The organism is Deinococcus aerolatus (genome assembly GCF_014647055.1).
Lineage (GTDB): Bacteria > Deinococcota > Deinococci > Deinococcales > Deinococcaceae > Deinococcus > Deinococcus aerolatus.
Genome location: NZ_BMOL01000001.1, coordinates 137,513 through 160,672 on the forward strand (window position 1 = coordinate 137,513; position 23,160 = coordinate 160,672).

Consider the following 23,160-nt stretch of genomic DNA (forward strand, 5'->3'; position numbering starts at 1 on the left):
TATGCCGGCTGCATTAAGCTGGGCGCATGAGCCTTAAAGACAACTTCACTGCAGACGAGTGGTTCAAGGTCATGACCGGCCCCGGACGGGCCGGCGCCGCGGTGGTAGCCGCCAGCCCCAGCGGCGTGACTGGCCTGCTGGCCGAGGCCGGGGCTATTGCCAGCGCCATGCGCGAGAGCGTCAGTCAGGAAAGCCGCACGCCGCTGATGGAGGCGATGGCCGCCGACCTGCTGGGCCAGCCGGCCGCCCGCCCCCCCGAGCAGGAACGCGCCCGTAACGTTGAGGATGTTAAAAACCAGAGCCTGGAGGGCGTGCGACAGGCGATGTGGCTGGTCAGCGCCAAGGCCAGTCCTGAGGACGCCGCTGCCTACCGCAACATGATCATGCTGGTGGCCCAGCGCACCGCCGAGGCCGCCAAGGAAGGCGGGTTTCTGGGCATTGGCGGCACGCAGGTCAACGACAAGGAACACGCCGTGATCGAGGAGTTGCGCCAGCTGGTCGGGGGCGCAGAGACGGGCCGGGGCCTGATCACGCACGAAACGCCGCCGGGCGCGGCAACAGTGCGCCCAGAGCCGGGGCCGGACGGTTCGGGCAACAGCAACTGAGCTGTCCTGGCAGGTGGCCGGGGCGGCAGGTGATGGGCGGGGAACCACGCGGCCGGCTGGCCGGGATCACCGCTCAGGCACAGACGGCGCAGTCCGCCCGAACGGCCCAGGGCATCTGTCAAAAGAGCTGTTGACTTTTGACAGAACGAAGTGAGCGAATTCGATTGAGGATCTGGGACTTACAACGCTGCGCCGCAGGGAATGAAAGCGTCAGACGACTCTTTTTCTGACGCTTCCATTCCGACAAATGCTCTAGGGCACGGCCGGAACCGGCGCGGCAGCGGGTGCCACTACCGGAGCCGCCCCCGGCACCTGATTCAGCTCAATGGTGTATCCCAGCAGCTCCCGGCCCAGCAGCACCGTTCTCAGCACGCCGCTGATCTTTGTGCCGTGCAGCGTGGCATGTAGATTGCCGCGGTGCTTGTCACCGTTCTCGAACAGGTTCATTTCCAATGCGCCGCCCTGGTCCAGACGCTTGAACGTGCCGCTGGCGGCGTAGACCTTGCGGCTTTCCAGGTTGGTGATGACCCCGGCAGCGCGGCCCTCGCGCTCCTGCACGGTCAGGGTCATGCGGTAGGGCACGCGGCCCGTGCCGCCCACGCCAATGCCCTCGTAGGTGCCGTTCACGGCGCGTTCCAGTGGGGTCATGGGGCTGAGGTAGGCCCCGAAGGCGCAGCCGCTCAGCACGGGGGGCAGCAGCAGGGCGGCGGCAAGGAAACGCAGGTCACGCATGGCAAGGAGCGTATCGAGAACTCATGAAGCGCGTCTGATGCGGCCCGGACCGGGGCAAGGCTTCGCCAGCCGCCACCAGTGGACCTGCTTCAGCCCTCTTCCAGCGGGTAGGTACGTGCGGCGCGCAGGGCCAGCCAGATCAGGTAGCTGTAGAACACCGAGACAATGGCGAACACCACCCAGCCCGGAAAGTTGCCGATGTCGGCCAGCGCAAAGGCGTCGGGAAAGCTCAGGACATAGCCCTTGGGCTGGCCCAGGTCCAGCTTGGCGATCCACGCCAACAGCACCGCCGCGTAGATCCACAGGTAGTTGCGGCCCAGCCGCCAGCCCAGCGCGTCGTTGCGGCTCATGGGACTGCGCGGCTTGCTCAGTTCGGCCAGCAGCAGCTGATGCCAGCCAGGGTCCACCTTGTCGCCCAGCATGGCGGGGTAAAAGAAGCGCTCCATGATCCGCACCCGGTGGTGGGCGATCTCGTAGGTGCGGAAGCGGCGGGCTTCCAGCCGCAGAAAGAAGTAGTTCATGAACATGGCAAACAGAAAGGTGGCGTGGCTGTTGCCCTGGTCCCCCAGCGCGAAGGAAGCCAGACCCGCGCTGGTCACCACCGACCAGTTGGTGGTCATGTCCAGGCGCTGACGCCACGCGGTCATCTTGCCGACCTCGGCGCGGTACAGGTGGATCAGCGCGTTGGCCTGGTTGGTGCTGTAGCTGACCTCCGTCATGCCAGGCGCAATCACTGCGCCCGGCCCGCCGCCGGCGCCCGGCATCAGCCTCTGCCCCCAGACATGCCGCCCCAGCTCATGTTGCCCTGCCAGATCATGAGGCCCAGCGTAGCGCGTCCACGCCGTGGCCGGACCACCGGGCCCGTCACCCAGCCCCAGACCGCTTGAGCCAGACAGCCTTCATCGCAAGAAGGGATTGCTGCGGCGTTCCGCCCCGACGGTGGTGGCCCTGCCATGACCGGGGTAGACCGTGGTGGCGTCGGGCAGCGTCAGCAGTTCGCGCGCAATGCCTGCCATCAGGGTGGGGTGATCGCCCCCCGGCAAGTCGGTGCGCCCGATACCGCCCTGAAACAGCGTGTCGCCGGCCACCACCACGCCGTCCTCGCCGTCGGTCCCGGCCAGGAACACCACATGTCCCGGCGCGTGGCCCGGCAGCTCGCGGGCACCCAGGGTCAGGTCTCCGGCCGTGAAGGCCTGGTCCTGCGCGATCTCGTGGTCCGGGGCGTCCGGCTGGATGAATGGAAGGCTCCACCTCGCGGCCGACGCCGCCCCCTGACGGTAGATTTCCAGATCAGCCGGGTGCAGCCACACTGGCACCCGCAGCGCCTCCCGCACCGGCTGCACCGCCCCGATGTGGTCGAAGTGCGCGTGGGTCAGCAGGATGCCGCGCACCGTCACGCCCGAGTCGCGCACCAGGGCCAGAATCCGGTCCGCGTCGTCGCCGGGATCGAAGAGAAAGCCCTCACCTTCCGCGCCCGCCACCAGCACGGCATTTTCCTGCAGGGGACCGGTGGGCAGGGACCACACGCGAACGTGACCGTGTTTTAACGCTTGCTGCATGCCGCCGAGTGTAGCGGTCCAGGGTTCAGGGCGCCGCACCACCCGCAGAAAGCGGGGCCTGGGCAGGCGAAAACCCGGAACACACCCGGCCCGCTGCGGTGAGGGTTCTGTCAGACCCCCCCCCATAAGCTGAGTTTCGTGAGTGCCCGCCTGACTTCTGAACACCACCCAGAGCCGGGTCTGGCGGGGCGGCGCAGGGCCGGGCGCAACACGCTGCGGACCCAGTTCGCACTGGTGATCTTCCTGCTGGCGTTTCTGCCCAATCTGGTGCTCACCTTCACGGCCCAGCCGAACCTTCCGGCAGGAGCGCTGCTGGGATGGATGCTGCTGGTGGGCGTCCTGTGCGGCATGGTGGGCTACGTCCTGAGCGGCGCGCTGCTGCGGCCCCTGAGCCGCCTGCAGGCAGAGGTGGAGAGCGGTGACCTGCCCGCCCGCACGGATGATCCGGCAGAAATCCTGGCGCTGCGCCGGGCCTTCACGGATGTGCTGGACCGCCTGGGCACCGAGCAGACGCGCCGCAACGCCTTTATGGCGACGCTGGTGCATGACCTGAAAACCCCGCTGATCGCCGCCGGCCACCTCACGCACGCGCTGACCACCCTGCCGCTGCCTGAAGCCGAACGCCGGGAGGTGGGCACACAGATGCAGGCCGAGACCCAGCGGCTGCTGGCGCTGGTGCAGCAGATGGCCGACGCCCACCGGTTCGAACGCGAGGACGTGAGCATCCAGCGCGTCCCCACCGATCTGCGTGCCTTGCTCGACGGCGTGGCCCGGCGGGTGCAGCCGCAGACCGAGTGGGGCAGCCTGACCCTGAGCGTGGAGGGCCACGGTGTTGCGCTGGCCGACGCGCAGGTGCTGGAACGCGCCGTGACCAATCTGGCCGAGAACGCCATTCGCTACGCCCACTCGCGCGTTGAGCTGTCCGTCACCCCTGAGGGGCTGGCGGTGGCCGACGACGGCCCTGGCCTGGGCGGCTCCCTGGCCCTGCTGGCCCAGCCGTTTACCTCGCAGCCCACCGCCATCGCCGGCCAGCAGTACACCGCCGGAACTGCGGGCCTGGGCCTGTTCATCGCCCGCCGGATTGCCGAGGCGCACGGCGGCGAGCTGCGCTACACCTACCACCCCCACCAGCTGCCTGAGCACGACGCCGCTTCCCTGTCCGCATCCTGCCTGCCCACCATCTTCACGCTGACTCTTCCGGAGGTCACCCCATGAAACTCGTTATCGCTGATGATCACCCGCTGTTCCGTATGGGCCTCAAGTACGCCCTGATGCACCAGGGCTTCGACGTGGTGGCCGAGGCCGCCGACGGCCTGAGCGCCCTGGACGCCTGCCGCACCCTGCAGCCCGACGCCGCGCTGCTGGACATCAAGATGCCCGGCATGACCGGCATCGAGGTCTGCGAGCGGCTGCGCATGACCCACCCCCAGGTCGTCAGCGTGCTGATCACCACCTTTGCCGAACCTGCCATCGTACAGGCGGCCCGCGCCGCCGGGGCCCGCGGCTACGTCAGCAAGGAAACCGATCCCGAGAGCCTGGCCCGGCAGCTGCGCGACATCGTGGCCCACCCGGAAATTGACCGCCTGCCGCAGGTGGACGTGCCCCGCCTGACCCCCCGCGAATCCGAGGTGCTGCCCCTCCTGGCCCAGGGCTACAGCAACAAGGAGATTGCCAAGAACCTGGGGGTCAGCCCCGACACCGTCAAGGACCATCTGGCCCGCCTGTACGCCAAGCTGGACGCCGGGGACCGCACCCAGGCCGTCAGCCGCGCCCGCAGCATTGGCCTGCTGCACTGAACCTGGATGCAGAAGTGTCGCCGGGCGTGAATCTGGGGGCCACCTACCGCTTCTGAGGGGCAGTCAGGAGGACCAGCGGGCGGTGAGACCGTTAGACCTTCCTGGCGGTTTTTTCTCCCCGGCCCTGTACCCTGAACCCCATGAGCAGCCCCTTTGCCCTGTCGGCGCGTGCGCTGAGCCTCAAGCCCTCCTCGACGGTGGCCGTGACCAGCCGCGCGCTGGAACTGCAAAAAGCCGGGGTGGACGTGATCAGCATGAGCGTGGGCGAGCCAGATTTCGACACGCCGGCGCACGTCAAGGCCGCCGCCATCCGCGCCATCGAATCCGGCAAGACCAGATACACGCCGGTCAGCGGCATCCCCGAACTGCGGGAGGCCATCAGCGCCAAGTTCCGGCGCGAGAACGGACTGGAGTACGCGCCGGACGCGGTGACGGTCACGTCGGGCGGCAAGCAGGCGCTGTTCAATGCCTTCTTCGCCCTGCTCAATCCGGGGGACGAGGTCCTGATTCCCGCGCCGTACTGGGTCAGCTATCCGGAGATGGTGGCGCTGACCGGGGCGTTTCCGGTGGCCGTGCCGACGCATCCGGCCAGCGGCTTTCAGCTGGACCCGCAGGCGCTGGAGGCCCGCGTCACCCCCATGACCCGCATGATCGTGCTGAACAGCCCCGGCAATCCCACGGGCGCGGTGTTCACGCCGGAGGTGTTGCAGGCGGTGGCCGGGGTGGCCCAGCGCCACAACCTGATGATCGTCACCGACGAGATGTACGAGCATCTGGTGTACGACGCCTCCCAGGTCAGCATCGGCACCTTCGCGCCGGAGCATACGCTGACCGTGAACGGGGCCAGCAAGGCGTATGCCATGACCGGCTGGCGCATCGGCTACGCGGGCGGCCCGAAGCCCGTGATCGCCGCGATGAACGCCCTGCAGTCACAGAGCACCAGCAACGCCAGCAGCGTGTCACAGTACGCCGCCCTGGCCGCGTTCCAGCAGCACGAGGAAACCACCCAATTTATCGAGATGACCCTGGGAGCGTACCGCCAGCGGCGCGACCGCATCGTGGCCGGCCTGAACGCGCTGGGTCTGACGACGCCCACGCCGCAGGGGGCCTTCTACGTGATGGCCGACACGACCCGCATCCACCCCGACGAGCTGGAGGCCGCCCGCATCATCCTCGACGACGCGCGGGTGGCTGTGGTTCCCGGCACCGATTTCGCCGCTCCCGGTCAGGTGCGCCTGAGCTACGCCACCAGCATGGACAACATCGAGGAAGTGCTGAGGCGGCTGGGCGAACTGCTGGAGCGCCGCACACCGGCCGACTGAGCCGTTCCGGGCGGTTGAGGCCCACCGCCAGAGGCCGGCGGGACGGCCTGGGCAGACCACCGCGCGCCACCCGGCACACCCCATCCTCTACACTGCGCCCCAATGGCTCTGGTGGTGATGGCAACAGGTGGAACGGGCGGACACATCTACCCGGCGGTGGCAACCGCGCACGAACTCATATCGCGCGGGCACGCGGCGATGATCCTGGGACAGCGCGGCGGCATGGAAGAACGCGTTGCCGCCGAGCAGGGCCTGCTGTTTCAGGGCGTGGACGCGGGCAAGCTGGCCCGCAGCGGGCAGGGCCGCCCCGACCCGCGCGAGTTGATCCGAGCCGGACAGGGGGTGGCGCAGGCGCGGGCGGTGCTGTCCAGGCTGCGGCCCGGCGTGGTGGTGGGCTACGGCGGCTTTGCCAGCCTGCCGGGGGTGCTGGCTGCCCAGAGCCTGCGGATCCCCACCGTGCTGCACGAACAGAACGCCCGCCTGGGCCTGACCCAGCGGCTGGCGGTGCGGCGGGCGCGGGCGGTGGGCACGGCCTACGAGCGGGTGCTGGGCCTGGACCCCCGCAAGGCCAGCATGGTGGGCATGCCGGTGCGTGAGGAACGCATGGACCGCATGACGGCCTTGAATCGCCTGAACCTGCGCGCCGGCCCGCTGACCATTCTGGTGATGGGCGGCTCGCAGGGATCGCTGTTCCTGAACAACCACGTCCCGGACACGCTGCGCAACATCCTGGGCACCGAGGGCCTGCTGGAAAGCGGCTCGGCGGCCACCACCGCCCGCATCGACCTGCAGTTCGAGCCGCAGGGCCAGCGCGACCTGTTCCGCGATCTGGTCTCAGAGGCGGTGGGCAGCGAGGCGATTCAGGTGCTGCACTCCACCGGGCCGCGCTGGTTCCCAGAGGTGGCCTCGCGGGTGCAGGACATGGACTGGTACCACGCCACGGGCTTCGTGGACGCGGTGGCAGCCTGGTCGGCGGCGGACCTGGCCATCACAAGGGCGGGTACAGGCACCCTGGCCGAGGCCGCCTTTCACGGCGTACCCACCATCATGGTGCCGCTGCCCGAATCGGCAGAGAACCACCAGCTGCACAACGCCCGCATGGTGCAGGAGGCAGGGGCCGGCATTCTGGTTGAGCAGGCCCGCGTGAGCGCGGAGCTGGGGGCGGCGGTGTTACAGTGTTCCTCGCCCGCCGTGCGCGCCGAGATGCGCGACGCGGCGCTGGGACGCTCCCCGGTGGGCGCCGCCGCCCGCTTCGCCGACCTGATCGAAGGCAGCCTGCGCTGATGGCCCCCCTCCCCCCTTCCACCATGACTGACCCTTCCCTGCCTTCCCCCACCCCCGACGCAGCCCGCCCCGAACCGCTGCACTACCACCTGATGGGCATCGGCGGCATCGGCATGAGCGCCTTTGCCCGGCTGCTGCACGCCCGCGGCGCACGGGTCAGCGGCTGCGACGAGTCGGTGACCGAACTGACGGCGCAGCTTCTGGCCGAGGGCATCGCGGTAGGCCGTGGCCACTCGGCGGCGCACGTCACTACGCAGCCGCACAGCAGGATTGACGTGCTGGTGGCCTCCGAGGCGGTGCCCAAGTCGCATCCCGAACTGGTGGCCGCGCGTGAAGCAGGCATTGAGGTCCGCCCGCGCATGGCGCTGCTGGACGAGCTGCTGCGCGCCGGGCCGAGCATCGGCGTGATCGGCACGCACGGCAAGACCACCACCACCAGCATGATCGCCGTGGCGCTGGCTGGGGCGGGCCTGGACCCCTCGGCCTTTGTGGGCGGCATCGTCCCGGAATTCGGCAGCAACGCCCGCGTCGGCGCCGGCCCCTTTGTGGCCGAGGTGGACGAGTCGGACCGCGCCTTCGCCGAACTGGGCAGTGAAACCGCCGTGTTCACCAACGCCGAGGACGACCACGTGGGCGGCAACCAGGCCACCTACTGGGCCACCGTGGAGGAGCAGCACGCGGGCTTCGCCCGTTACGTGGCGCAGTCGGGGCGGGTGCTGCTGTGCGCCGACTGGCCGGGTCTTGCCGACCTGTGCGCGGGGACGCAGGAAACCCTCAGTTACGGACAGGCCGAGGGGGCCGACTACCGCGCCGTCCACCTGCGCCCGGACCCGGACGGCACCTCGTTCACGGTGACCTTTCAGGGCGAGGCGCTGGGCGAGGCCCGCGTGGGGTTACCCGGCGTGCACAACGTGTTGAACGCGCTGGCGGCGCTGGCGGTCAACCACCTGTACGGCGGGGCGTTCGGGGCCGCCGCCGCCGCCCTGGCCGCCTTCGGGGGACCGGGCCGCCGCTGGCAGCGCATCGGCACCCTGAACGGGGCGCTGGTGATCGACGATTACGCGCACAACGCCACCAAGGTGGCCGCCGCTGTTCAGGCCGCGCGACAGACCGGGCGGCGGGTACGGGTGGTCTTTCAGCCGCACCGTTACCTGCGGACGCAGCAGAGCTGGCCGCGTCTGGCCGACGCCCTGATGGACGCCGATGAGGTGCTGCTGCTGGACATTGTTGCCGCCTCCGAGCCGCCCATTGAGGGCATCCACACCACGCTGATCTCGGACCGCATGACCGCCAACGGCCACGCGGGCGTGCGCTACCTGCCGGACCGCGAGGAGGTGCTGCAGGTGCTGCGCGAGACGGCAGCCCCCGGCGACGTGATCGTCACGATGGGCGCAGGCGACGTGTGGAAGCTGGCGCGCGAGCTGGTGACCCCGGACGCGGCTGGAGCGCGCCCGTGACTGCCGCGCCACACAGCCGGACAGGCGCGCGGGTGGACCGGCTGCCGCTGGCCCGCTTCACGACGCTGGGCGTGGGCGGCGAGGCCGAGGTCTGGTTCGTCTCGGACCACGCGCAACTGGCCGAGGCGATGGCCCAGCCCTACCGCATCCTGGGCGGCGGCAGCAACCTGGTGATTGCCGACGAGGGGGTGCCCGAGCGTGTGATTCGCCTGAGCGGCCCGCTGGCCGAACGTGACCTGATGCCGGACCCCGCACTCAGCGACGGCGATCAGATCGTGACCGGCTGGGTGGGGGGCGGCGTGCCGCTGCCCGGACTGGTCCGCGCCCTGCAGAAGCTGGGGCTGGGCAACCTGGAAGGCACCGTGGGGATTCCCGCGCAGGTGGGCGGCGCGGTGTGGATGAACGCCGGAACGCGCTACGGCGAGATGTTTGACGGCCTGCACACGCTGGAAATCGCCACGCCGGACGGACTGAGGGTGGTCGCCCCCGGTGAGCTGCGCTGGGGCTACCGCGACAGCGGCATTCCGCGGGGGCACATTGTCACGCGCGTCCGCCTGAAGCTGCAGCGCAGCACGCCCGAAGAGGTCCTGGCAAAGATGACCCTGGCCGACACCGCCCGCAAGGGGCAGCCCAAGATGAAAACGCCGGGCTGCGCCTTCAAGAATCCCGGCGGCGTCGGAGCCGGGCGGCTGATCGACGAGGCGGGTCTGAAGGGTGCGCGGGTGGGCAACGCTTTAATTGCCCCCGAGCACGCCAACTTCATCGTGAATCTGGGCGGCGCAACCGCCAGCGACGTTCACGCGCTGCTGGACCTGATCCGCCAGCGCGTCGCCGTGCCGCTGGAACTGGAGTATGAACTGTGGCCCGGCGGCGCGCTGGGGCAGGCGACGTCCGCCGTCACTGGCTTTTCGTGGCCTGTGGGGCCAGAGTGAGCAGGCCTTCCGGCCCTGAGTCCCAGGCGGCGCCGGACATCACCCCTGCGGCCCCGCTGCTGACGCTGCACGCACCTTCCCGCCGCCGCTGGTGGTGGCTCGGCGGCGGCGTGCTGCTGGCCGGGGCGCTGGCGGCCAGCTGGTTCGCGCTGCCCATCCGCACCACCGAGGTTATCGGGGCGCGGCACCTGAGCGCCGGGCAGGTGCGCGGGCTGGCCGGGCTGACCCCGGGCTTTGGCTGGTTGTATTACGGCGCGTGGCGGGCACGCGGTCTGCTGAATGATCCCTGGGTCCGCTCGGCAGTGGTCACGCGCCGCTTTCCAGACGCGGTCACCGTGGAGGTCCGCGAGCGCGAGCCGGTGGCCCGCTGGAGAAAGGCCACAGGAACGGTGGTGGGGCTGGCCGCCGACGGCACGGTCCTGCCGCTTTCGCCGGGGCGCAGCGCCGATTTTCAGGGCCTGCCCTTCATCCAGGGGTGGGGTCCGTCCCGTCTGCCAGATGCCTTGAAGGTGTTGACTGCTCTGGGCGGTTACAATGTTGAGTCGGTGGCCTACACCCCGACCGGACTCCGGGCCAAACTGCCCGCTGGGTCGGTCTGGAGCGGCGACCTCAAATCCTTACTGAAGTATGCTGGGAGCATCGGCATGTATCCAAAACAGAACCTCAACATCTACCCCTGGGGGGTGAGCGTCCAGGAATGAAGGACAACACGATCATCGTGGGCCTGGATATCGGCACCACCAAAATCACCACCGTTATCGGCGAGGTCGCCGCGGGCGGCGTCCACATCATTGGCGAGGGCAGCGTGCCCAGCGAGGGCATGAAGCGCGGTAGCGTGGTCAACCTGGAACGCGCCACCCACGCCATCAAGCAGTCGGTGCTGGCCGCCGAGCGCGTCAGCGGCGTCAAGGTCAGCAGCGTGTACGTCACTGTGGCCGGTAACCACGCCAAGGCCATCACCTCTCATGGGCTGGCCGCCATCCGGCGCAACCAGGAAATCGGGCAGCCGGACGTGGACCGCGCCATCGAGAACGCCCGCGCCGTGCCGCTGGACCCCAACCTGGAAATCATCCACACCCTGCCGCAGGAATACGTGGTGGACGGTCAGGAAGGCATCAAGAGCGCAGTGGGCATGCACGGCGTGCGGCTGGAGGTCGACGTGCATATCGTTGCCGGCACCGCCGGACCCCTGCTGAACCTGCGCCGCTGCGTGCAGGAGGCAGGGCTGCAAGTCGAGGGCTTCGTGCTGCACGTGCTGGCCTCGGGGCTGGCCACGCTGGAGGCGGCCGAGCAGGCCCAGACCGTCATCGTGATCGACATGGGCGGCGGTACCACCGACATCGGCGTGTTCAAGCGCGGCAACCTGGCGCACTCGGCCACCATTCCCATCGGCGGCGAACACGTCACGGCGGACCTGGCGCAGATTCTCAAGATTCCCATGGAGGAAGCCGAGAACGTCAAGAAGCGCTACGGCTCGGCCCTGCCGGATCTGGCCGATCAGGACCTAACGCTGGAGATCACCACCTCGTCGGGCAGCACCCACGCCATCAGCGCCTTCGAACTCTCGCGCATCATCAAGCCCCGGCTCTCGGAGATCTTTTCCATGATCCGCGAGGAGATTGACCACACGCTTGGCCCTGCCGAACTGGTGGCACAGGGCGTGGTTCTAACCGGCGGCGCGTCGCTGCTGCGCGGCACGGTGGAACTGGCCCGCGACCGCTTCCGGTTGCCGGTCCGCATCGGGCGTCCGCGCGGCATCGGTGGCCTGACCGATATCGTCGGCGGCCCCGAGCATGCCGCGAGCGTCGGTCTGGTGCTGTACAGCCTGGGCGAGAACGGCCGCATTCCACAGATCGTGTTCAAGGACACCGAACACACGGAAGAGTCGCAACTGGACACGGGCGTCTCCCCAGAGGCCGCCCCGCCCAAACCCACCCCCAAATCACCTCCATCCTCTTCCAAGCCGGCAGGTTCCGGCGACGCCGGCGCTGGCCTGCTCAACCGGGTCCGCAACTGGCTCAAGGAATGGACCTGACGTGACCCCACACGGGTCAGCCGTGCGGTGAGAGTCCTTCCGGGCCGCTCACCGCGTCGTGCTGGGCTGTGTCCCTGTTTCCCCCGCACCACACACAAAGGTGCGCTAAACTACCGCCAACCAGAAAGCGACCTCTCCCTGCCCGGCAGGACGTTGAGGCAAGGAGACCAAAGATGCAAGCGGCCAGAATTCGCGTGATCGGCTTGGGCGGGGCGGGCAACAATGCCGTTAACCGCATGATTGAATCGGGACTTGAAGGCGTGGAGTTTATCGCCGGCAACACGGACGCACAGGTGCTGGCCAAGAGCCACGCCGAGATCCGCATTCAGCTGGGCGACCGCCTTACGCGCGGGCTGGGCGCGGGCGCGGACCCGGACGTGGGAGAGAAGGCGGCCCTTGAGGACCGCGAGCACATCAAGGAGTACCTGGGCGGCACCGACATGCTGTTCATCACGGCGGGCATGGGCGGCGGCACTGGCACTGGCAGCGCCCCGGTGGTGGCCCAGATTGCCCGCGAGATGGGCATCCTGACGGTGGCCATCGTGACCCGTCCCTTCCGTTTTGAAGGCCCCAAGCGTCTGCGGATCGCCGAGGAAGGCATCAGCCGACTGGCCGACGCGGTTGACGGCATGATCGTGGTCGACAACGAGAAGCTCCTGACCGCCGTGGACAAGAAGGTGTCGTTCCGCGAGGCCTTCCTGATTGCCGATCGCGTGCTGTACTACGGTGTCAAGGGTATCAGCGACGTGATCAACGTCGAGGGCATGATCAACCTGGACTTCGCGGACGTGCGTAACCTGCTGTCGAACAGCGGTACCGTCCTGATGGGCATCGGGGCAGGCCGGGGCGAGAAGGTTGCGGAAGAGGCCGCCATGAGCGCCATCCACAGTCCGCTGCTGGAACGCGGCATCGAGGGTGCGCGCCGCATCCTGGTCAACGTGACCGGCAGCTATGACCTGAGCATGACCGACGCCAACGAGATTGTCGAGAAGATCCGTCAGGCCACCGGCTTCGAGGACCCCGACATCCTGTTCGGCATCACGCCCGACGAGGCGGCGGGCGACGAGGTACGCGTGACTGTGATCGCCACCGGATTCAACGAGACGCCCATGAGTATCGCCAGCGGCGGCGGCCGGACCAGCGTGATCGACAACATCGTCCGCCCGATCCGGGGCAGCGGCAGCACTTACGATCCCAAGGACTACGATATCCCCGCGTTTCTGCGCAACGTCGAGCGCGAGTAATCTTCAGTGAGTAGGGGGCTGGGGCGTACTGCTCCGGCCCCTTTTCTGTATTTAGGACCCCTTCCCCCGCCGCTCTGATAAAGCTCCCGGCTGCAAGCGATGTGCCGTGACTCTGGGACCGCTCACACCCCACTACCATCCGATGCGTATTGGGAACCGGACAAAATTCACCTGCGAGGAAAAAGACCGTCAGAGTCGATATCTCTGGACTGCATACCAGCTGTGCCCTCCCTCCGGCCATACACGCATAGCTGCCACTCCCGTAAAAATTTGGGCGTCCCTGACGCAAGCTGCATAGGGCCTGTTCCGACTGGACGCTCAATCGGGATCGTAAAACGCCGATATGACCGTGAATACTCAGACTTTTGTCCGGTTCCCAATGCATAGATTTGACAGGCGCTGAATACTACGCTATTTTCTTTGTCAACACCGCCGAACCAGGCGGCTTTTTTTATTGCCTTTGTGAATCAGGGTGTTCAGCAGCGACAGCCGCCAGAGCTTCAGGGGTATTTACATTCCGCAGAGCAGCCGACAGGCCGCCCAGAAACACACACTGCTCGGCTGGCACGGCAAGCCGCAGCCGCCGCTCCCCAGCGTCCAGCAGGGCGCTGACACGCGGCAGCAGTTCGCGGCGGTACAGTCCGGCCAGCGGCTGGGGCCGGTCCGCTTCATCCAGCGGCAGCACGGCCAGCGCCTCTGACGTGCGGGCCTGTGCCAGCGCCGCCCAGAATCCGGGCGTCAATCCGGGCAGGTCCACCCCCGTGAAAGCCAGCCACTGGGCCGGGGCATGGTGCAGGGCAGCCTCCAGGCCAGCCAGCGGCCCCTCGCCCGGACGGGTGTCGGGCACCACCGTCCAGCCGTCCAGCACGTATTTACCGGGGGGAGCAATCAGCAGCCGGGCCGGGCAGGCCTGCAAACTGGCCGCGACATGGTGCAGCAGGGGCCGCCCGTGCAGCAGTGCCAGCGCCTTGTCCGACCCGAAACGGCTGGAGCGCCCCCCTGCCGTGATGGACGCCGTGAAATCCCAGGACACGCCCTAGTCCCTAGCGGCGCGGGCCAGCCTGCCGTTCCAGCAACCGCAGGGCCCAGGTAGTCAGACGCGGCAGCGGGCGACCGTATGGCGGGTACATCAGCCGCACCGGGGACCGGCCGGGTTCGCGCATGACGGCCCGCTCGTGGCTGAAGGTCCGGAAGCCGTATTCACCGTGGTAGTTGCCCATGCCGCTGCTGCCCACGCCGCCGAAGGGAAGGTGCGGGTTGGTCAGGTGGATCACCGTGCCGTTCACCACCATGCCGCCGCTGGTGGTGGCCTGCCGGGTCTGCGTGACCGCGCCTTCGTCCTCGGCGAACAGGTACAGGGCCAGCGGGGGGGCCAGCCGACGCACCTGTGCCAGCGCCTGACCAAACTCCCGGTATGTCAGCACCGGCAGCACCGGGCCAAACAGTTCCTCGGCCATCAGTGGCATGTCGTGCGTCACGTCCGTGACCACGGTGGGCGAGATGAAGCGGGCCTGCGGATCGAACTCGCCGCCCAGCGCCACCCGCGCTCCCTGTTCGACACTCCGGGCCGTCAGCTTCTGCAGGCGCTCAACGCTGCCCGCGTCCACCATGCGGCCGTAGTCGGGGCCGACGCGCTGCCACGCATGGTCCCCGTAGCGCCGCGCGATCAGGGCGTCCAGTTCCATGACAAAGGCGTCGCGCATGTGTTCGGGCAGCAATACGTAGTCAGGGGCCACGCAGGTCTGCCCGGCATTCAGCAGCTTGCCCCAGGCGATGCGCTCGGCCGCCGCTTTCAGGTCCGCACTGGGATGCACGATGGCCGGGGATTTGCCGCCCAGTTCCAGCGTCACGCTGCTCAGGTTCTGGGCGGCGGCGGCCATCACCTTGCGCCCGATGGCGCCGCTGCCCGTGAAGAAGATGTGGTCAAAGGGCAGCGTGGTCAGCGTATGCGCCGCCGCGCCGTCACCCTCCACCACCGTCACCAGACGCGGCTCGAAGACGCTTTCCAGCAGTTCCCGCAGGGCGCGTGAGACGTTCGGGGCCTTCTCGCTGGGCTTAAGCACCACCGTGTTGCCCGCGGCCAGGCTGGCAATCAGCGGCGACAGCGCCAGGTTGACCGGGTAGTTCCATGGGCTCAGGATCAGGGTCACGCCGCGGGCCTGAAACTGCACCTCGCTGCTCGCGCCCACCATCACCAGCGGCGTGCCCACCCGGCGCGGGGCCATCCAGCGCGGCAGGCGGCGGATGATGAACTGCAGTTCCTCCAGCACCGGATGAATCTCGGTGATCTCGGCCTCGGCTCGGCTCTTGCCCAGGTCCAGCGCCAGGGCATCGGCCAGGGCCACCCGCCGCGCCCTGACCGCGTCGTGCAGCCGCCGCAGGATCGCCTGACGCTCGGCAGCCCCGGTCTGCGCGGCCCGCCAGCGCCAGTCCTGCTGGGTCTGGAACAGCTGATGCAATTCCGTTTCGGAAGGCTGTGGAACGGCGGACGCAGGTGCGGTGGCAGTCATGGCGGAACCTCGCAGGAACTGGAAGTGATGGGAATTGGACTGAGTATAAGTCCTTGGGCGGTCAGAAACTGTGTGCGCCGGACGGCGTTTCCTCTCTCCCCCCCGGTATGCCGGGCCCGCCGCCAGGTTGGATGAGCCGCCTTAACCACTCTGTTACAAAGCGGGGAAAACGACACTCAGGGTCAGGGGCACACGGCACACTGCGAGTCGAAAGACAATTCAAAGCTTCACGGAGGTTCCGCTATGAAAACGATTCTGATGCTGCCCGCCCTGGCCGTCGCCCTCAGTGCCTGCACCATGATGTCGGGTGACATGAAGGCCTACACCCTCAACAAGCAGCCGGCCGGAATGGCCCTGAGCTCCAGCGGCACAGTCACGCCCAAGATGGACGGCACCATGGTCATGACCACCGCCAAGGTCATGGGTCTGGCCCCCAGCACCTATTACGTGGCCCATTATCACGTGATGGGCACCAAGAGCGCTGACCCCTGCGCCAGTGAAGGTGCGCCCATCATGGCCAGCAAGATCGTGGGCCAGACCGACGCCGCGGGCATGCTGAGCCTCAGCGGCAGCGTGGCCAAGTCAGAGATCATGAACGCCAAGTACTTCAACGTCCACACCGCCAGCGGCCCGGACGGCACCCCGGCGGACGCGGGCGTGACCTGCACGGCGATCGACATCGCCATGATGAAGTGAGCTGACCACGGCGTCAGCGTCTCCAGACGCAAAGAGGGAGGCCAGGGCAACTCACCCTGGCCTCCCTCTCTGGCCGCCGCGATGACAGCCGCGCTCTACAACCCCAGCATCTGCCGGTATCCCTGCACGATGCCTGCACCCCAGACCAGGGCCACCAGTGCGCCAAAGGCCAGGAAGGGGCCGAACTTGACGCGGTTCTCGCGCCGCAGGGCCATCCCTACCACGCCAATGATAGCCCCGGCAAACACTGCCACCACCAGCGCCACCAGCAGCCGTTCCCAGCCCAGGAAAGCGCCGATCACGGCAGCGAGTTTCACGTCACCGAAGCCCATCGCGCTGGCGTCGTACTGAGTGTCCGCGCCGTCATCCTCGGTGCCGGGCCGGTGTTTGACCCACCAGTACACGCCGGCCACCAGCGACACCGCGCCCGCCGCTGCCAGCGCTCCCTGCACCATCAGGATCAGGCCGGGACCGATGCCTGCGCTGCCCAGGACCACGCTCAGGAGCAGGCCGCCCAGGGTGAGCGCCTCTGGAATCCGCACCACACGGCGGCCGAGCACGTTGGCGGCCGCCGACAGCAGCCCCACGCCTGCTCCCCACCACGGCCCCAGCCACGCCCCCGCCAGCAGGCCGAGGCTGATCTGCTGAAAGCCGATGGGAAACTCGGGGTACTGCCGCTCACGGAACCGGCGCAGCACCCAGGACCCGAACTGGTTGATGGCCACCAGCAGGCCCGCACCCAGGAGTGCCCCGTTGACCGCCCCGGCCAGATCAGGCAGGCCCTCTACCGCATTGCGGCCATTAAAGAACCCGAACAGCAGGCCCAGGGCCACCCCCGGCAGGGTCAGCTCGTCGGGAATGGTGTATGTGTCCAGGTCAATGGCGCTGCTCACTAATAGCAGCGTGAACAGCAGCATCAGGCCCAGGCTGCCCGCGCCGTAGACGCTCAGGGGAAACAGCACGGCGATGCCAGCGTAGCCCAGCCCGGTCAGTGCCTCCACGATGGGGTAGCGGGTCTTGATCGGCGCGCGGCAGTAACGGCACTTGCCCCCCAGCGACAGCCACGAGAACAGCGGCACCAGATCGCGCGGGCTGAGGCCGTGGTCACAGTGGGGGCAGTGGCTGGGCGGAAAGGCAATGTTCTCGCCGCGCGGAAGCCGCCAGATCAACACGTTGGAAAACGAACCTACCAGCAGGCCGAACACACCTGCGAAAACCACCAGCAAGACGTCGAGATTCACCGGCGAAGTGTAGGCCTCCCGGCCTTACAGCGGCCTTGCACCCTGAGACCAGCCCCAGCCAACCTTTTGACTGCGTTCCAATTTGAACACCATTCGGCGGGGCAGTGAGATACTGACGGGACAAAAATCCGGGATGCTGCTGCCCTGTACCTCCCCGCCGCACCCTGCCTGTCCAGCGCCTCATCCCGCGCCCCATCCGCTTCCACCCCGCCGACCTCGGCGCCCCCAAAGGTTCTGACCATGACGCAAACCCCCACAACACACACGTCCGCCCCCGCCGATAGCCCCCGCATCACCCCACCCCTGCCACAGATCATTCAGGGCGGCATGGGCGTGGGCATCTCGCACTGGGGACTGGCACAGGCCGTGTCCAGCGTGGGCCAACTGGGCATCGTGTCCTGCACCGGCATCGACAACGTGCTGGTGCGCCGCCTGCAGGACGGCGACGAGGGCGGCCATGTGCGCCGCGCGCTGGCCGCCTATCCCAACCAGGAACGCGCCGAGAAGGTCATTCGGATGTACTTCCTGGAAAGCGGACGCGCCCCCGGCCAGTCCTACCGCCGCGTGCCGCTGCCCACCGTGACCAAGCACGGCGCGGCGTGGGAACTGGGCGTTATGGGCAGTTTCGTGGAAGTGTTCCTGGCGCGTGAGGGGCACAGCAACCCGGTGGGCGTCAATCTGCTGACCAAGCTGCAACTGCATACGGTCCCGGCCCTCTACGGCGCGATGCTGGCCGGGGCCGACGTCGTGATCATGGGCGCGGGCATTCCGCGCGAGATTCCCGGCGTGCTGGACGCTTTTGCGGCGGGTGGGCCGGCCTCGATCAAGCTGGACGTCAAGGGCGGGGACGCCGCCGTCCTGACCTTTGACCCTGCCGAGTACGGGCTGGAGCGGCGCGAGTTGAAGCGTCCGAAGTTCTACCCGATTGTGACCTCGCACATTCTGGCGGGCGTGCTGATGAAGAAGGCCAGCGGCTCGGTGGAGGGTTTTGTGATTGAAGGCCCCACCGCCGGGGGCCACAATGCCCCGCCTCGCGGCACGCCCACCTTCGACGAGTCCGGCCAGCCGATCTACGGCGAGCGCGACATTGCCGATCTGGACGAGATGAAGAAGCTGGGCCTCCCGTTCTGGCTGGCTGGCAGCCGCGCCACCCCGGAGGCGCTACAGGAAGCGCTGGCACGCGGCGCGGCGGGCATTCAGGTGGGCACGCTGTTCGCCTACTGCGCCGACAGCGGCCTGCGTGACGATCTGCGCGAACAGGTTCACGTGCTGACCAAGGAAGGCGGCGTGGACGTGTACACCGATCCGCTGGCCTCGCCCACCGGGTTTCCGTTCAAGGTGGTGCAGGTGGACGACACGCTGGCCCGCATGGAACAGTACCTGGCCCGCCCGCGCGTGTGCGACATCGGCTACCTGCGCGAAGCCTACGCGGGTGAGGACGGCAAGACCGGCCTGCGTTGCGCCGCCGAGCCCGTGGACGCCTACGTCGCCAAAGGCGGCAAGATTGAGGACACTGTGGGCCGCAAATGCCTATGTAACGCCCTGATGACCGACGCCGGATACGCCCAGGTCCAGAAGGGTGGCTACGTGGAAGACTCGCTGATGACCAGCGGCGACAGCCTGAACGACATCGCCGCATGGCCTTTGGGATATGGGGCAGAGGATGTGGTCGAATTCCTGCTGGGGCGGTACACGCCGGGAGCATAACGCTCAGCAAAAGCGATGGGGGCCGCCTGAACAGGATGCGGCCCCCATCGCCCGTTAGCACCTACGGCAGCTTCAGTGATGTCCCCCGAAATGCCCCAGTTGCGGCACATTCGGCTTCCACTCTGGCCGTTCCACCACTTCTCCAAACAAATCGTATTCGTCGCTGTCCTCAATGCGGGCGCGCACAATGTCGCCGATTTTAATCTTGCCTGCGAAATCGCCTGCGAACAGATAGACCTGACCGTCGATGCCGGGCGCGTCGCCCTTGGTGCGCCCGATCAGCCGGGTGCCCGGCGCGTCGCCCTCGTCGTCGTTGAATTCGTCGATGATCACGTCCATCACCCGGCCCACCTTCTCGGCCAGCCGCTCGGTGCTGATGCGCTGCGCCACTTCCATGAAGCGGGCGAGGCGTTCCTGCTTCACGTTCTCCGGCACGGGATCGGGCAGGGCGTTGGCATCGGCTTCCTCCACGTCCGAGTACGCGAAGGCGCCCACACGGTCCAGGCGGGCGTCTTCCAGGAAAGTCAGCAGTTCCTGAAACTCTTCCTCGGTTTCGCCGGGAAAGCCCACGATAAAGGTGCTGCGGATGGTCAGTTCGGGGCAGATGCCGCGCCAGCGCCGGATGGTGTCCAGTTGTTTGCCTGCGCCGGGCCGCCGCATCAGCCGCAGGATGCGCGGTGAGGCGTGTTGTAGCGGCACGTCCAGATACGGCAGGATTTTTCCCTGCGCCATCAGCTCCACGATCTTATCGACGTGCGGGTACGGGTAGACGTAATGCATCCGCACCCACGCGCCCATCTCGCCCAGCTTGACGGCCAGATCGGTCAGGTGGGCGCGCACCTGTTCGCCCTGAAACTCGGATTCGCGGTAACGCACGTCCACACCGTAGGCGCTGGTGTCCTGCGAGATGATCATCAGTTCCTTGGTGCCGCCCGCGATCAGGCGGAAGGACTCGTACAGCACCGCGCCCGCGTCGCGCGAGACCTGCAACCCGCGCAGCTTGGGAATGATGCAAAAGGCGCAGGTGTGGTTGCAGCCCTCGGCGATCTTGACGTAGGCGTAGTGCCGGGGCGTCAGCTTGATGGTGGGCGCGAACACGTCGCCGTGCTTGGTGACCTCACGCTCAGGCCGCATACCGGGGGCCGCGACGGGCAGCACCCCCGTAAATTCGTCCGTTTCGATGGGCAGCAGCTCGCGCACGTGCATCATCACGTCGTCTACCGCCTCGCTGCCGGTAATGGCAGCGACTTTGGGGTGACGCTCCAGAATCTTGTCGGGGCGTTCGCCCAGGCAACCGGTGACGATCACGCGGCCGGTGGCCTCCAGCGCCTCACCAATGGCGCTCAAGGATTCCTCCACGGCGGGGGTGATAAAGCCGCAGGTGTTGACGATCACGGCGTCTGCGCCCTCGTAGCTGGCGGCCACCTCGTAGCCCTCGACGCGCAGCTGCGTCAGGATGCGTTCGCTGTCCACCAGGGCTTTGGGGCAGCCCAGGCTGATAAAGCCCACCTTGCGGCTTCCCACGTTTTGTATGCCCGTTGTTGTGGGCGAATCTACCGTTTGAGTCATGCGCTCTCCTCCGTCCTCTCGCCTCTCTCCAGCAGGGCCAGAGGCAGGGTCAGCCCGGCAGTTTACAGGAAAGGACCGGCAGGGAGCAGGCCGCAGCTCACCAAAGGCCGGGGCAAGGCGAGGGGTTACTCCTCGGTTGCGCGCGCCCCGATGCGGGAGCCGATGTCACGCCGCAACTGCGCTCCCGCAAACTCCACCCGGTCTGCCAGCGCGTAGGCCCGCGCCAGCGCCGTGTTCAGCGTCGGGGCCACGGCAGTGACGGCCAGCACGCGCCCGCCGCTGCTGTGCAGCTCACCGCCCACCTCGCGGGTTCCGGCGTGGTAGATGATCTCGTTCTCGCCCACACCCGGCAGGCCCAGCGGCACGCCGCGCAGCGGATCGCCAGGGTAGCCGGGGGCTGCCAGAATGACCACGGCGCTGGCCTCGTCGCTGAAGCGGACGGTGTGCGGGTCCAGCCGTCCGTTAGCCGCATCCAGGCAGTGCTGGGCGAGGTCACTCTGAAGCAGCGGCAGCACCGCCTCGGCCTCCGGATCACCGAAGCGGGCGTTGAACTCCACCACCTTCGGGCCGTCCGGCGTGAGCATCAGCCCGGCGTACAGCACGCCCTGAAACGGCAGGCCCTCGGCACGCATGCCCGCCAGGGTGGGAACGATAACGCGCTGCTTGATGGTCTCAAGAGCATCATCAGACAGTGGAAACGGACAGATCACGCCCATGCCGCCGGTCATGGGGCCGGTGTCGCCCTCGAAGATGGTCTTGTGGTCCTGGCTGGGTGGGGTCAGGGCAAACGCTACGCCGTCGGTCAGGGCCAGCACCGACACCTCCTGCCCGGTCATGAAGTCCTCGATCACGGCGCAGGCGTCCGGCACGCTGAAGATGTCGCGCAGGGCCGCCTGAGCGTCGGCGACGCTGTGGGCAACCGTGACGCCCTTGCCCGCCCGCAGCGCCGCGTCCTTGATGACGATGGGCGCAGGCTGGGTGGCCAGATGGGCCAGGGCCGCGTCCAGATCATGAAACGTGGCGTGCCGGGCTGTGGGAATGCCGTGACGCTGCATAAACGCCTTGCTCCAGCCCTTGTCCCCTTCCAGACGACTGGCCGCTGCCGTGGGACCAAAGGCCGGAACGCCGCGTGCCGTGCAGGCGTCCACCACGCCCGCCGCCAGGTACGCTTCCGGGCCGACGATCACCACGTCGGCCGCCTCGCGCAGCGCCAGTTCAGCCAGCGCGTCGGCGTCCTGGGGGCTGTCCAGCACCTGTGCCAGCCCCGCGATACCAGGGTTGCCAGGGGTACACAGCACGGTATGCCCCTGTCGGGCGCAGGCATGGACGATGGCATGTTCGCGCCCGCCGCCGCCGATCACCAGCACCCTCAAGACGGACGCACCGCCTTTTTCTGCCAGTAGCGCATCAGCCCCTGCACGCTCATCCACGGCGGGCAGGCGAAGTCGTAGCGGGCGGGCAGGTCCTCACCCTCCGCCAGCAGTTCCTGCATCAGCATCCTGGTATACGCCTCCGAGATCGCCCCGAAGTCCTGGCCCGCCTCCATTCCGGCGTGGATGCGCCCCGCATCCAGTTCCATCTTGTTCAGCAGGCCGGCCCAGTGGGCCGCCCCCTGGGCGTAGCTGCCGAAGTGCGCCAGATGCAGGGTCTGCGCGTCCCGCTCCCGCAGCGCGGCCACGCTCTGCCGCCAGACCTCCAGGTTGATGTCCGGCGGCGGCGTGGGCGCACGCGGGGTCTGGTGCGTGTCCAGGCGCACGCCGCCCACATCACCCACGAACAGGTCTTTCCCCGTGTGGTAGGCCAGGTGGTGAACCGCGTGCCCCGGCGTGTACAGGGCGTCCACGCTCAGGTCACCGATGTGCAGCGCCTCGCCGCCCGCCAGCACCGTCAGCTTCTCGGCGGGGATGGGAAGCATCTCGCCCCACAGGCGGTCCATCGCGTCGCCGTAGATCTGGGTGGCGCTGGCCACCAGCCGTTCCGGGCTGGCCAGATGCTTCGCGCCGCGCTCGTGGACGTAGGCCCGCGCCCCCGGCACCTGCGAAAGGATGCTTCCGGCAGCCCCGGCATGGTCAAAATGGATATGGGTAAGCAGCAGGTGGCGCACGTCCGCAAGCGTTGCGCCCAGGGCCTCAATGCCTGCAACCAGCGTGGGCAGGGTGCTGGTCGGCCCGGTGTCCACCACCGCCAGCCCGTCTCCGGTGTCCAGGATGTAGGCGGCGATCACGCCGGGGGTGTCCTGGAAATTCAGGTCCACCGTCTGCACCCCACCCCGCGTACCGGTCACGCGGCCCCCGTGACTCGCGCGGCGGCCAGCAGGGCGGCGGCGACGTACTGCACGGCCGCCAGCCCCCGCAGGGTCCGCACGTTCCCGGCGGTCTTGAGCGGCCCCAGACTGAGGAACAGAATGAACGTCGCGCTGAGCAGGATGAACCCGCAGAAAAGCCAGAGAAGCATGGGCGGCAGGATACCGT

22 protein-coding genes are annotated in these 23,160 nt (G+C 68.0%); 12 read left to right on the forward strand and 10 right to left on the reverse strand.

The features are described from left to right. Positions 1-26 precede the first annotated feature (26 nt). Positions 27-605: a hypothetical protein gene (locus tag IEY31_RS00695; RefSeq protein ID WP_188968020.1), complete on the forward strand. Its 579-nt coding sequence runs from the start codon at positions 27-29 to the stop codon at positions 603-605. Between the two features lie 252 nt (positions 606-857). Here the strand turns inward: IEY31_RS00695 and IEY31_RS00700 are convergent, their stop codons facing one another. The 3 genes from IEY31_RS00700 to IEY31_RS00710 form a co-directional block, all read right to left on the reverse strand. Then, positions 858-1,337, reverse strand: a complete 480-nt coding sequence (locus IEY31_RS00700; RefSeq protein WP_188968022.1) for a hypothetical protein — start codon at positions 1,335-1,337, stop codon at positions 858-860. Positions 1,338-1,426: 89 nt separating this feature from the next. After that, the gene (locus IEY31_RS00705; protein ID WP_188968024.1) at positions 1,427-2,101 is read right to left on the reverse strand and encodes a DUF2270 domain-containing protein; all 675 of its coding nucleotides are present in this window, start codon (positions 2,099-2,101) and stop codon (positions 1,427-1,429) included. 135 nt (positions 2,102-2,236) lie between these two features. Continuing rightward, positions 2,237-2,896, reverse strand: a complete 660-nt coding sequence (locus IEY31_RS00710; protein WP_188968026.1) for an MBL fold metallo-hydrolase — start codon at positions 2,894-2,896, stop codon at positions 2,237-2,239. 138 nt (positions 2,897-3,034) lie between these two features. On the opposite strand from IEY31_RS00710, the gene IEY31_RS00715 reads away from it, so the two are divergent. From IEY31_RS00715 to ftsZ, 9 genes are all read left to right on the forward strand, one after another. Next, positions 3,035-4,111: a sensor histidine kinase gene (locus IEY31_RS00715; RefSeq protein WP_373289086.1), complete on the forward strand. Its 1,077-nt coding sequence runs from the start codon at positions 3,035-3,037 to the stop codon at positions 4,109-4,111. Further along, positions 4,108-4,692, forward strand: a complete 585-nt coding sequence (locus IEY31_RS00720; RefSeq protein ID WP_075835311.1) for a response regulator transcription factor — start codon at positions 4,108-4,110, stop codon at positions 4,690-4,692. The genes IEY31_RS00715 and IEY31_RS00720 overlap by 4 nt, the downstream gene beginning before the upstream one ends. 140 nt (positions 4,693-4,832) lie before the next feature. Further along, positions 4,833-6,014 carry a pyridoxal phosphate-dependent aminotransferase gene (locus IEY31_RS00725; RefSeq protein WP_188968028.1) on the forward strand — a complete coding sequence of 394 codons (1,182 nt, stop codon included), beginning with the start codon at positions 4,833-4,835 and terminating at the stop codon, positions 6,012-6,014. Between the two features lie 102 nt (positions 6,015-6,116). Further along, on the forward strand, positions 6,117-7,298 hold the full coding sequence (gene murG, locus IEY31_RS00730; RefSeq protein ID WP_188968030.1) for an undecaprenyldiphospho-muramoylpentapeptide beta-N-acetylglucosaminyltransferase: 1,182 nt from the start codon (positions 6,117-6,119) through the stop codon (positions 7,296-7,298). A gap of 23 nt (positions 7,299-7,321) precedes the next feature. Beyond that, the gene (gene murC, locus IEY31_RS00735) at positions 7,322-8,755 is read left to right on the forward strand and encodes a UDP-N-acetylmuramate--L-alanine ligase (protein WP_188968032.1); all 1,434 of its coding nucleotides are present in this window, start codon (positions 7,322-7,324) and stop codon (positions 8,753-8,755) included. After that, positions 8,752-9,687 (forward strand): UDP-N-acetylmuramate dehydrogenase, encoded by a 936-nt coding sequence (locus IEY31_RS00740; protein WP_188968034.1) that lies wholly within the window; start codon positions 8,752-8,754, stop codon positions 9,685-9,687. The genes murC and IEY31_RS00740 overlap by 4 nt, the downstream gene beginning before the upstream one ends. After that, positions 9,684-10,388 (forward strand): cell division protein FtsQ/DivIB, encoded by a 705-nt coding sequence (locus tag IEY31_RS00745; protein WP_229723225.1) that lies wholly within the window; start codon positions 9,684-9,686, stop codon positions 10,386-10,388. The genes IEY31_RS00740 and IEY31_RS00745 overlap by 4 nt, the downstream gene beginning before the upstream one ends. Then, positions 10,385-11,722, forward strand: a complete 1,338-nt coding sequence (ftsA, locus tag IEY31_RS00750; RefSeq protein ID WP_188968036.1) for a cell division protein FtsA — start codon at positions 10,385-10,387, stop codon at positions 11,720-11,722. Before IEY31_RS00745 ends, ftsA begins: the two co-directional genes overlap by 4 nt. Before the next feature lie 173 nt (positions 11,723-11,895). Beyond that, on the forward strand, positions 11,896-12,966 hold the full coding sequence (gene ftsZ / locus IEY31_RS00755; RefSeq protein ID WP_188968038.1) for a cell division protein FtsZ: 1,071 nt from the start codon (positions 11,896-11,898) through the stop codon (positions 12,964-12,966). A 451-nt stretch (positions 12,967-13,417) separates the two neighbouring features. Here the strand turns inward: ftsZ and mobA are convergent, their stop codons facing one another. Together mobA and IEY31_RS00765 are read right to left on the reverse strand one after the other, a co-directional pair. Continuing rightward, positions 13,418-13,999 (reverse strand): molybdenum cofactor guanylyltransferase, encoded by a 582-nt coding sequence (gene mobA, locus IEY31_RS00760; protein ID WP_188968040.1) that lies wholly within the window; start codon positions 13,997-13,999, stop codon positions 13,418-13,420. Between the two features lie 10 nt (positions 14,000-14,009). Continuing rightward, positions 14,010-15,476, reverse strand: coding sequence for an aldehyde dehydrogenase family protein (locus tag IEY31_RS00765; protein ID WP_188968043.1), 1,467 nt, complete (start codon positions 15,474-15,476; stop codon positions 14,010-14,012). A 243-nt stretch (positions 15,477-15,719) separates the two neighbouring features. Between IEY31_RS00765 and IEY31_RS00770 the strand changes: the two genes are divergently transcribed. Then, positions 15,720-16,172, forward strand: coding sequence for a superoxide dismutase (locus IEY31_RS00770; protein ID WP_188968045.1), 453 nt, complete (start codon positions 15,720-15,722; stop codon positions 16,170-16,172). A gap of 95 nt (positions 16,173-16,267) precedes the next feature. Here IEY31_RS00770 and IEY31_RS00775 read toward each other — a convergent pair whose 3' ends face one another. Then, positions 16,268-17,413, reverse strand: a complete 1,146-nt coding sequence (locus IEY31_RS00775) for a prepilin peptidase (protein ID WP_188968046.1) — start codon at positions 17,411-17,413, stop codon at positions 16,268-16,270. Positions 17,414-17,653: 240 nt separating this feature from the next. Between IEY31_RS00775 and IEY31_RS00780 the strand changes: the two genes are divergently transcribed. After that, complete coding sequence (locus IEY31_RS00780; protein ID WP_229723226.1) at positions 17,654-19,120, forward strand: beta/alpha barrel domain-containing protein; 1,467 nt, start codon at positions 17,654-17,656, stop codon at positions 19,118-19,120. Between the two features lie 72 nt (positions 19,121-19,192). On the opposite strand, the gene rimO is transcribed toward IEY31_RS00780, so the two are convergent. The 4 genes from rimO to IEY31_RS00800 all read right to left on the reverse strand — a co-directional run bounded on the left by rimO (position 19,193) and on the right by IEY31_RS00800 (position 23,143). Further along, on the reverse strand, positions 19,193-20,689 hold the full coding sequence (gene rimO / locus IEY31_RS00785) for a 30S ribosomal protein S12 methylthiotransferase RimO (RefSeq protein WP_188968048.1): 1,497 nt from the start codon (positions 20,687-20,689) through the stop codon (positions 19,193-19,195). 125 nt (positions 20,690-20,814) lie between these two features. Next, positions 20,815-22,062 (reverse strand): phosphoribosylamine--glycine ligase, encoded by a 1,248-nt coding sequence (purD, locus tag IEY31_RS00790; protein WP_188968050.1) that lies wholly within the window; start codon positions 22,060-22,062, stop codon positions 20,815-20,817. Then, complete coding sequence (locus IEY31_RS00795) at positions 22,059-22,973, reverse strand: MBL fold metallo-hydrolase (protein ID WP_229723227.1); 915 nt, start codon at positions 22,971-22,973, stop codon at positions 22,059-22,061. The genes purD and IEY31_RS00795 overlap by 4 nt, the downstream gene beginning before the upstream one ends. Next, a complete protein-coding gene (locus IEY31_RS00800; RefSeq protein WP_188968052.1) occupies positions 22,970-23,143 on the reverse strand; it encodes a hypothetical protein in 174 nt (57 codons plus the stop codon). The genes IEY31_RS00795 and IEY31_RS00800 overlap by 4 nt, the downstream gene beginning before the upstream one ends. Positions 23,144-23,160: the final 17 nt, after the last annotated feature.

What these genes read in the sequence shown, in the direction of transcription:
- IEY31_RS00710 (WP_188968026.1), bottom strand. Translation starts at nt 2,896, where the DNA reads ATGCAGCAAGCGTTAAAACACGGTCACGTTCGCGTGTGGTCCCTGCCC.
- IEY31_RS00770 (WP_188968045.1), top strand. Translation starts at nt 15,720, where the DNA reads ATGAAAACGATTCTGATGCTGCCCGCCCTGGCCGTCGCCCTCAGTGCC.
- IEY31_RS00800 (WP_188968052.1), bottom strand. Translation starts at nt 23,143, where the DNA reads ATGCTTCTCTGGCTTTTCTGCGGGTTCATCCTGCTCAGCGCGACGTTC.
- murG (WP_188968030.1), top strand. Translation starts at nt 6,117, where the DNA reads ATGGCTCTGGTGGTGATGGCAACAGGTGGAACGGGCGGACACATCTAC.
- IEY31_RS00705 (WP_188968024.1), bottom strand. Translation starts at nt 2,101, where the DNA reads ATGCCGGGCGCCGGCGGCGGGCCGGGCGCAGTGATTGCGCCTGGCATG.
- ftsA (WP_188968036.1), top strand. Translation starts at nt 10,385, where the DNA reads ATGAAGGACAACACGATCATCGTGGGCCTGGATATCGGCACCACCAAA.
- murC (WP_188968032.1), top strand. Translation starts at nt 7,322, where the DNA reads ATGACTGACCCTTCCCTGCCTTCCCCCACCCCCGACGCAGCCCGCCCC.
- IEY31_RS00780 (WP_229723226.1), top strand. Translation starts at nt 17,654, where the DNA reads ATGACGCAAACCCCCACAACACACACGTCCGCCCCCGCCGATAGCCCC.
- IEY31_RS00695 (WP_188968020.1), top strand. Translation starts at nt 27, where the DNA reads ATGAGCCTTAAAGACAACTTCACTGCAGACGAGTGGTTCAAGGTCATG.
- IEY31_RS00700 (WP_188968022.1), bottom strand. Translation starts at nt 1,337, where the DNA reads ATGCGTGACCTGCGTTTCCTTGCCGCCGCCCTGCTGCTGCCCCCCGTG.
- ftsZ (WP_188968038.1), top strand. Translation starts at nt 11,896, where the DNA reads ATGCAAGCGGCCAGAATTCGCGTGATCGGCTTGGGCGGGGCGGGCAAC.
- IEY31_RS00720 (WP_075835311.1), top strand. Translation starts at nt 4,108, where the DNA reads ATGAAACTCGTTATCGCTGATGATCACCCGCTGTTCCGTATGGGCCTC.
- IEY31_RS00765 (WP_188968043.1), bottom strand. Translation starts at nt 15,476, where the DNA reads ATGACTGCCACCGCACCTGCGTCCGCCGTTCCACAGCCTTCCGAAACG.
- IEY31_RS00725 (WP_188968028.1), top strand. Translation starts at nt 4,833, where the DNA reads ATGAGCAGCCCCTTTGCCCTGTCGGCGCGTGCGCTGAGCCTCAAGCCC.
- rimO (WP_188968048.1), bottom strand. Translation starts at nt 20,689, where the DNA reads ATGACTCAAACGGTAGATTCGCCCACAACAACGGGCATACAAAACGTG.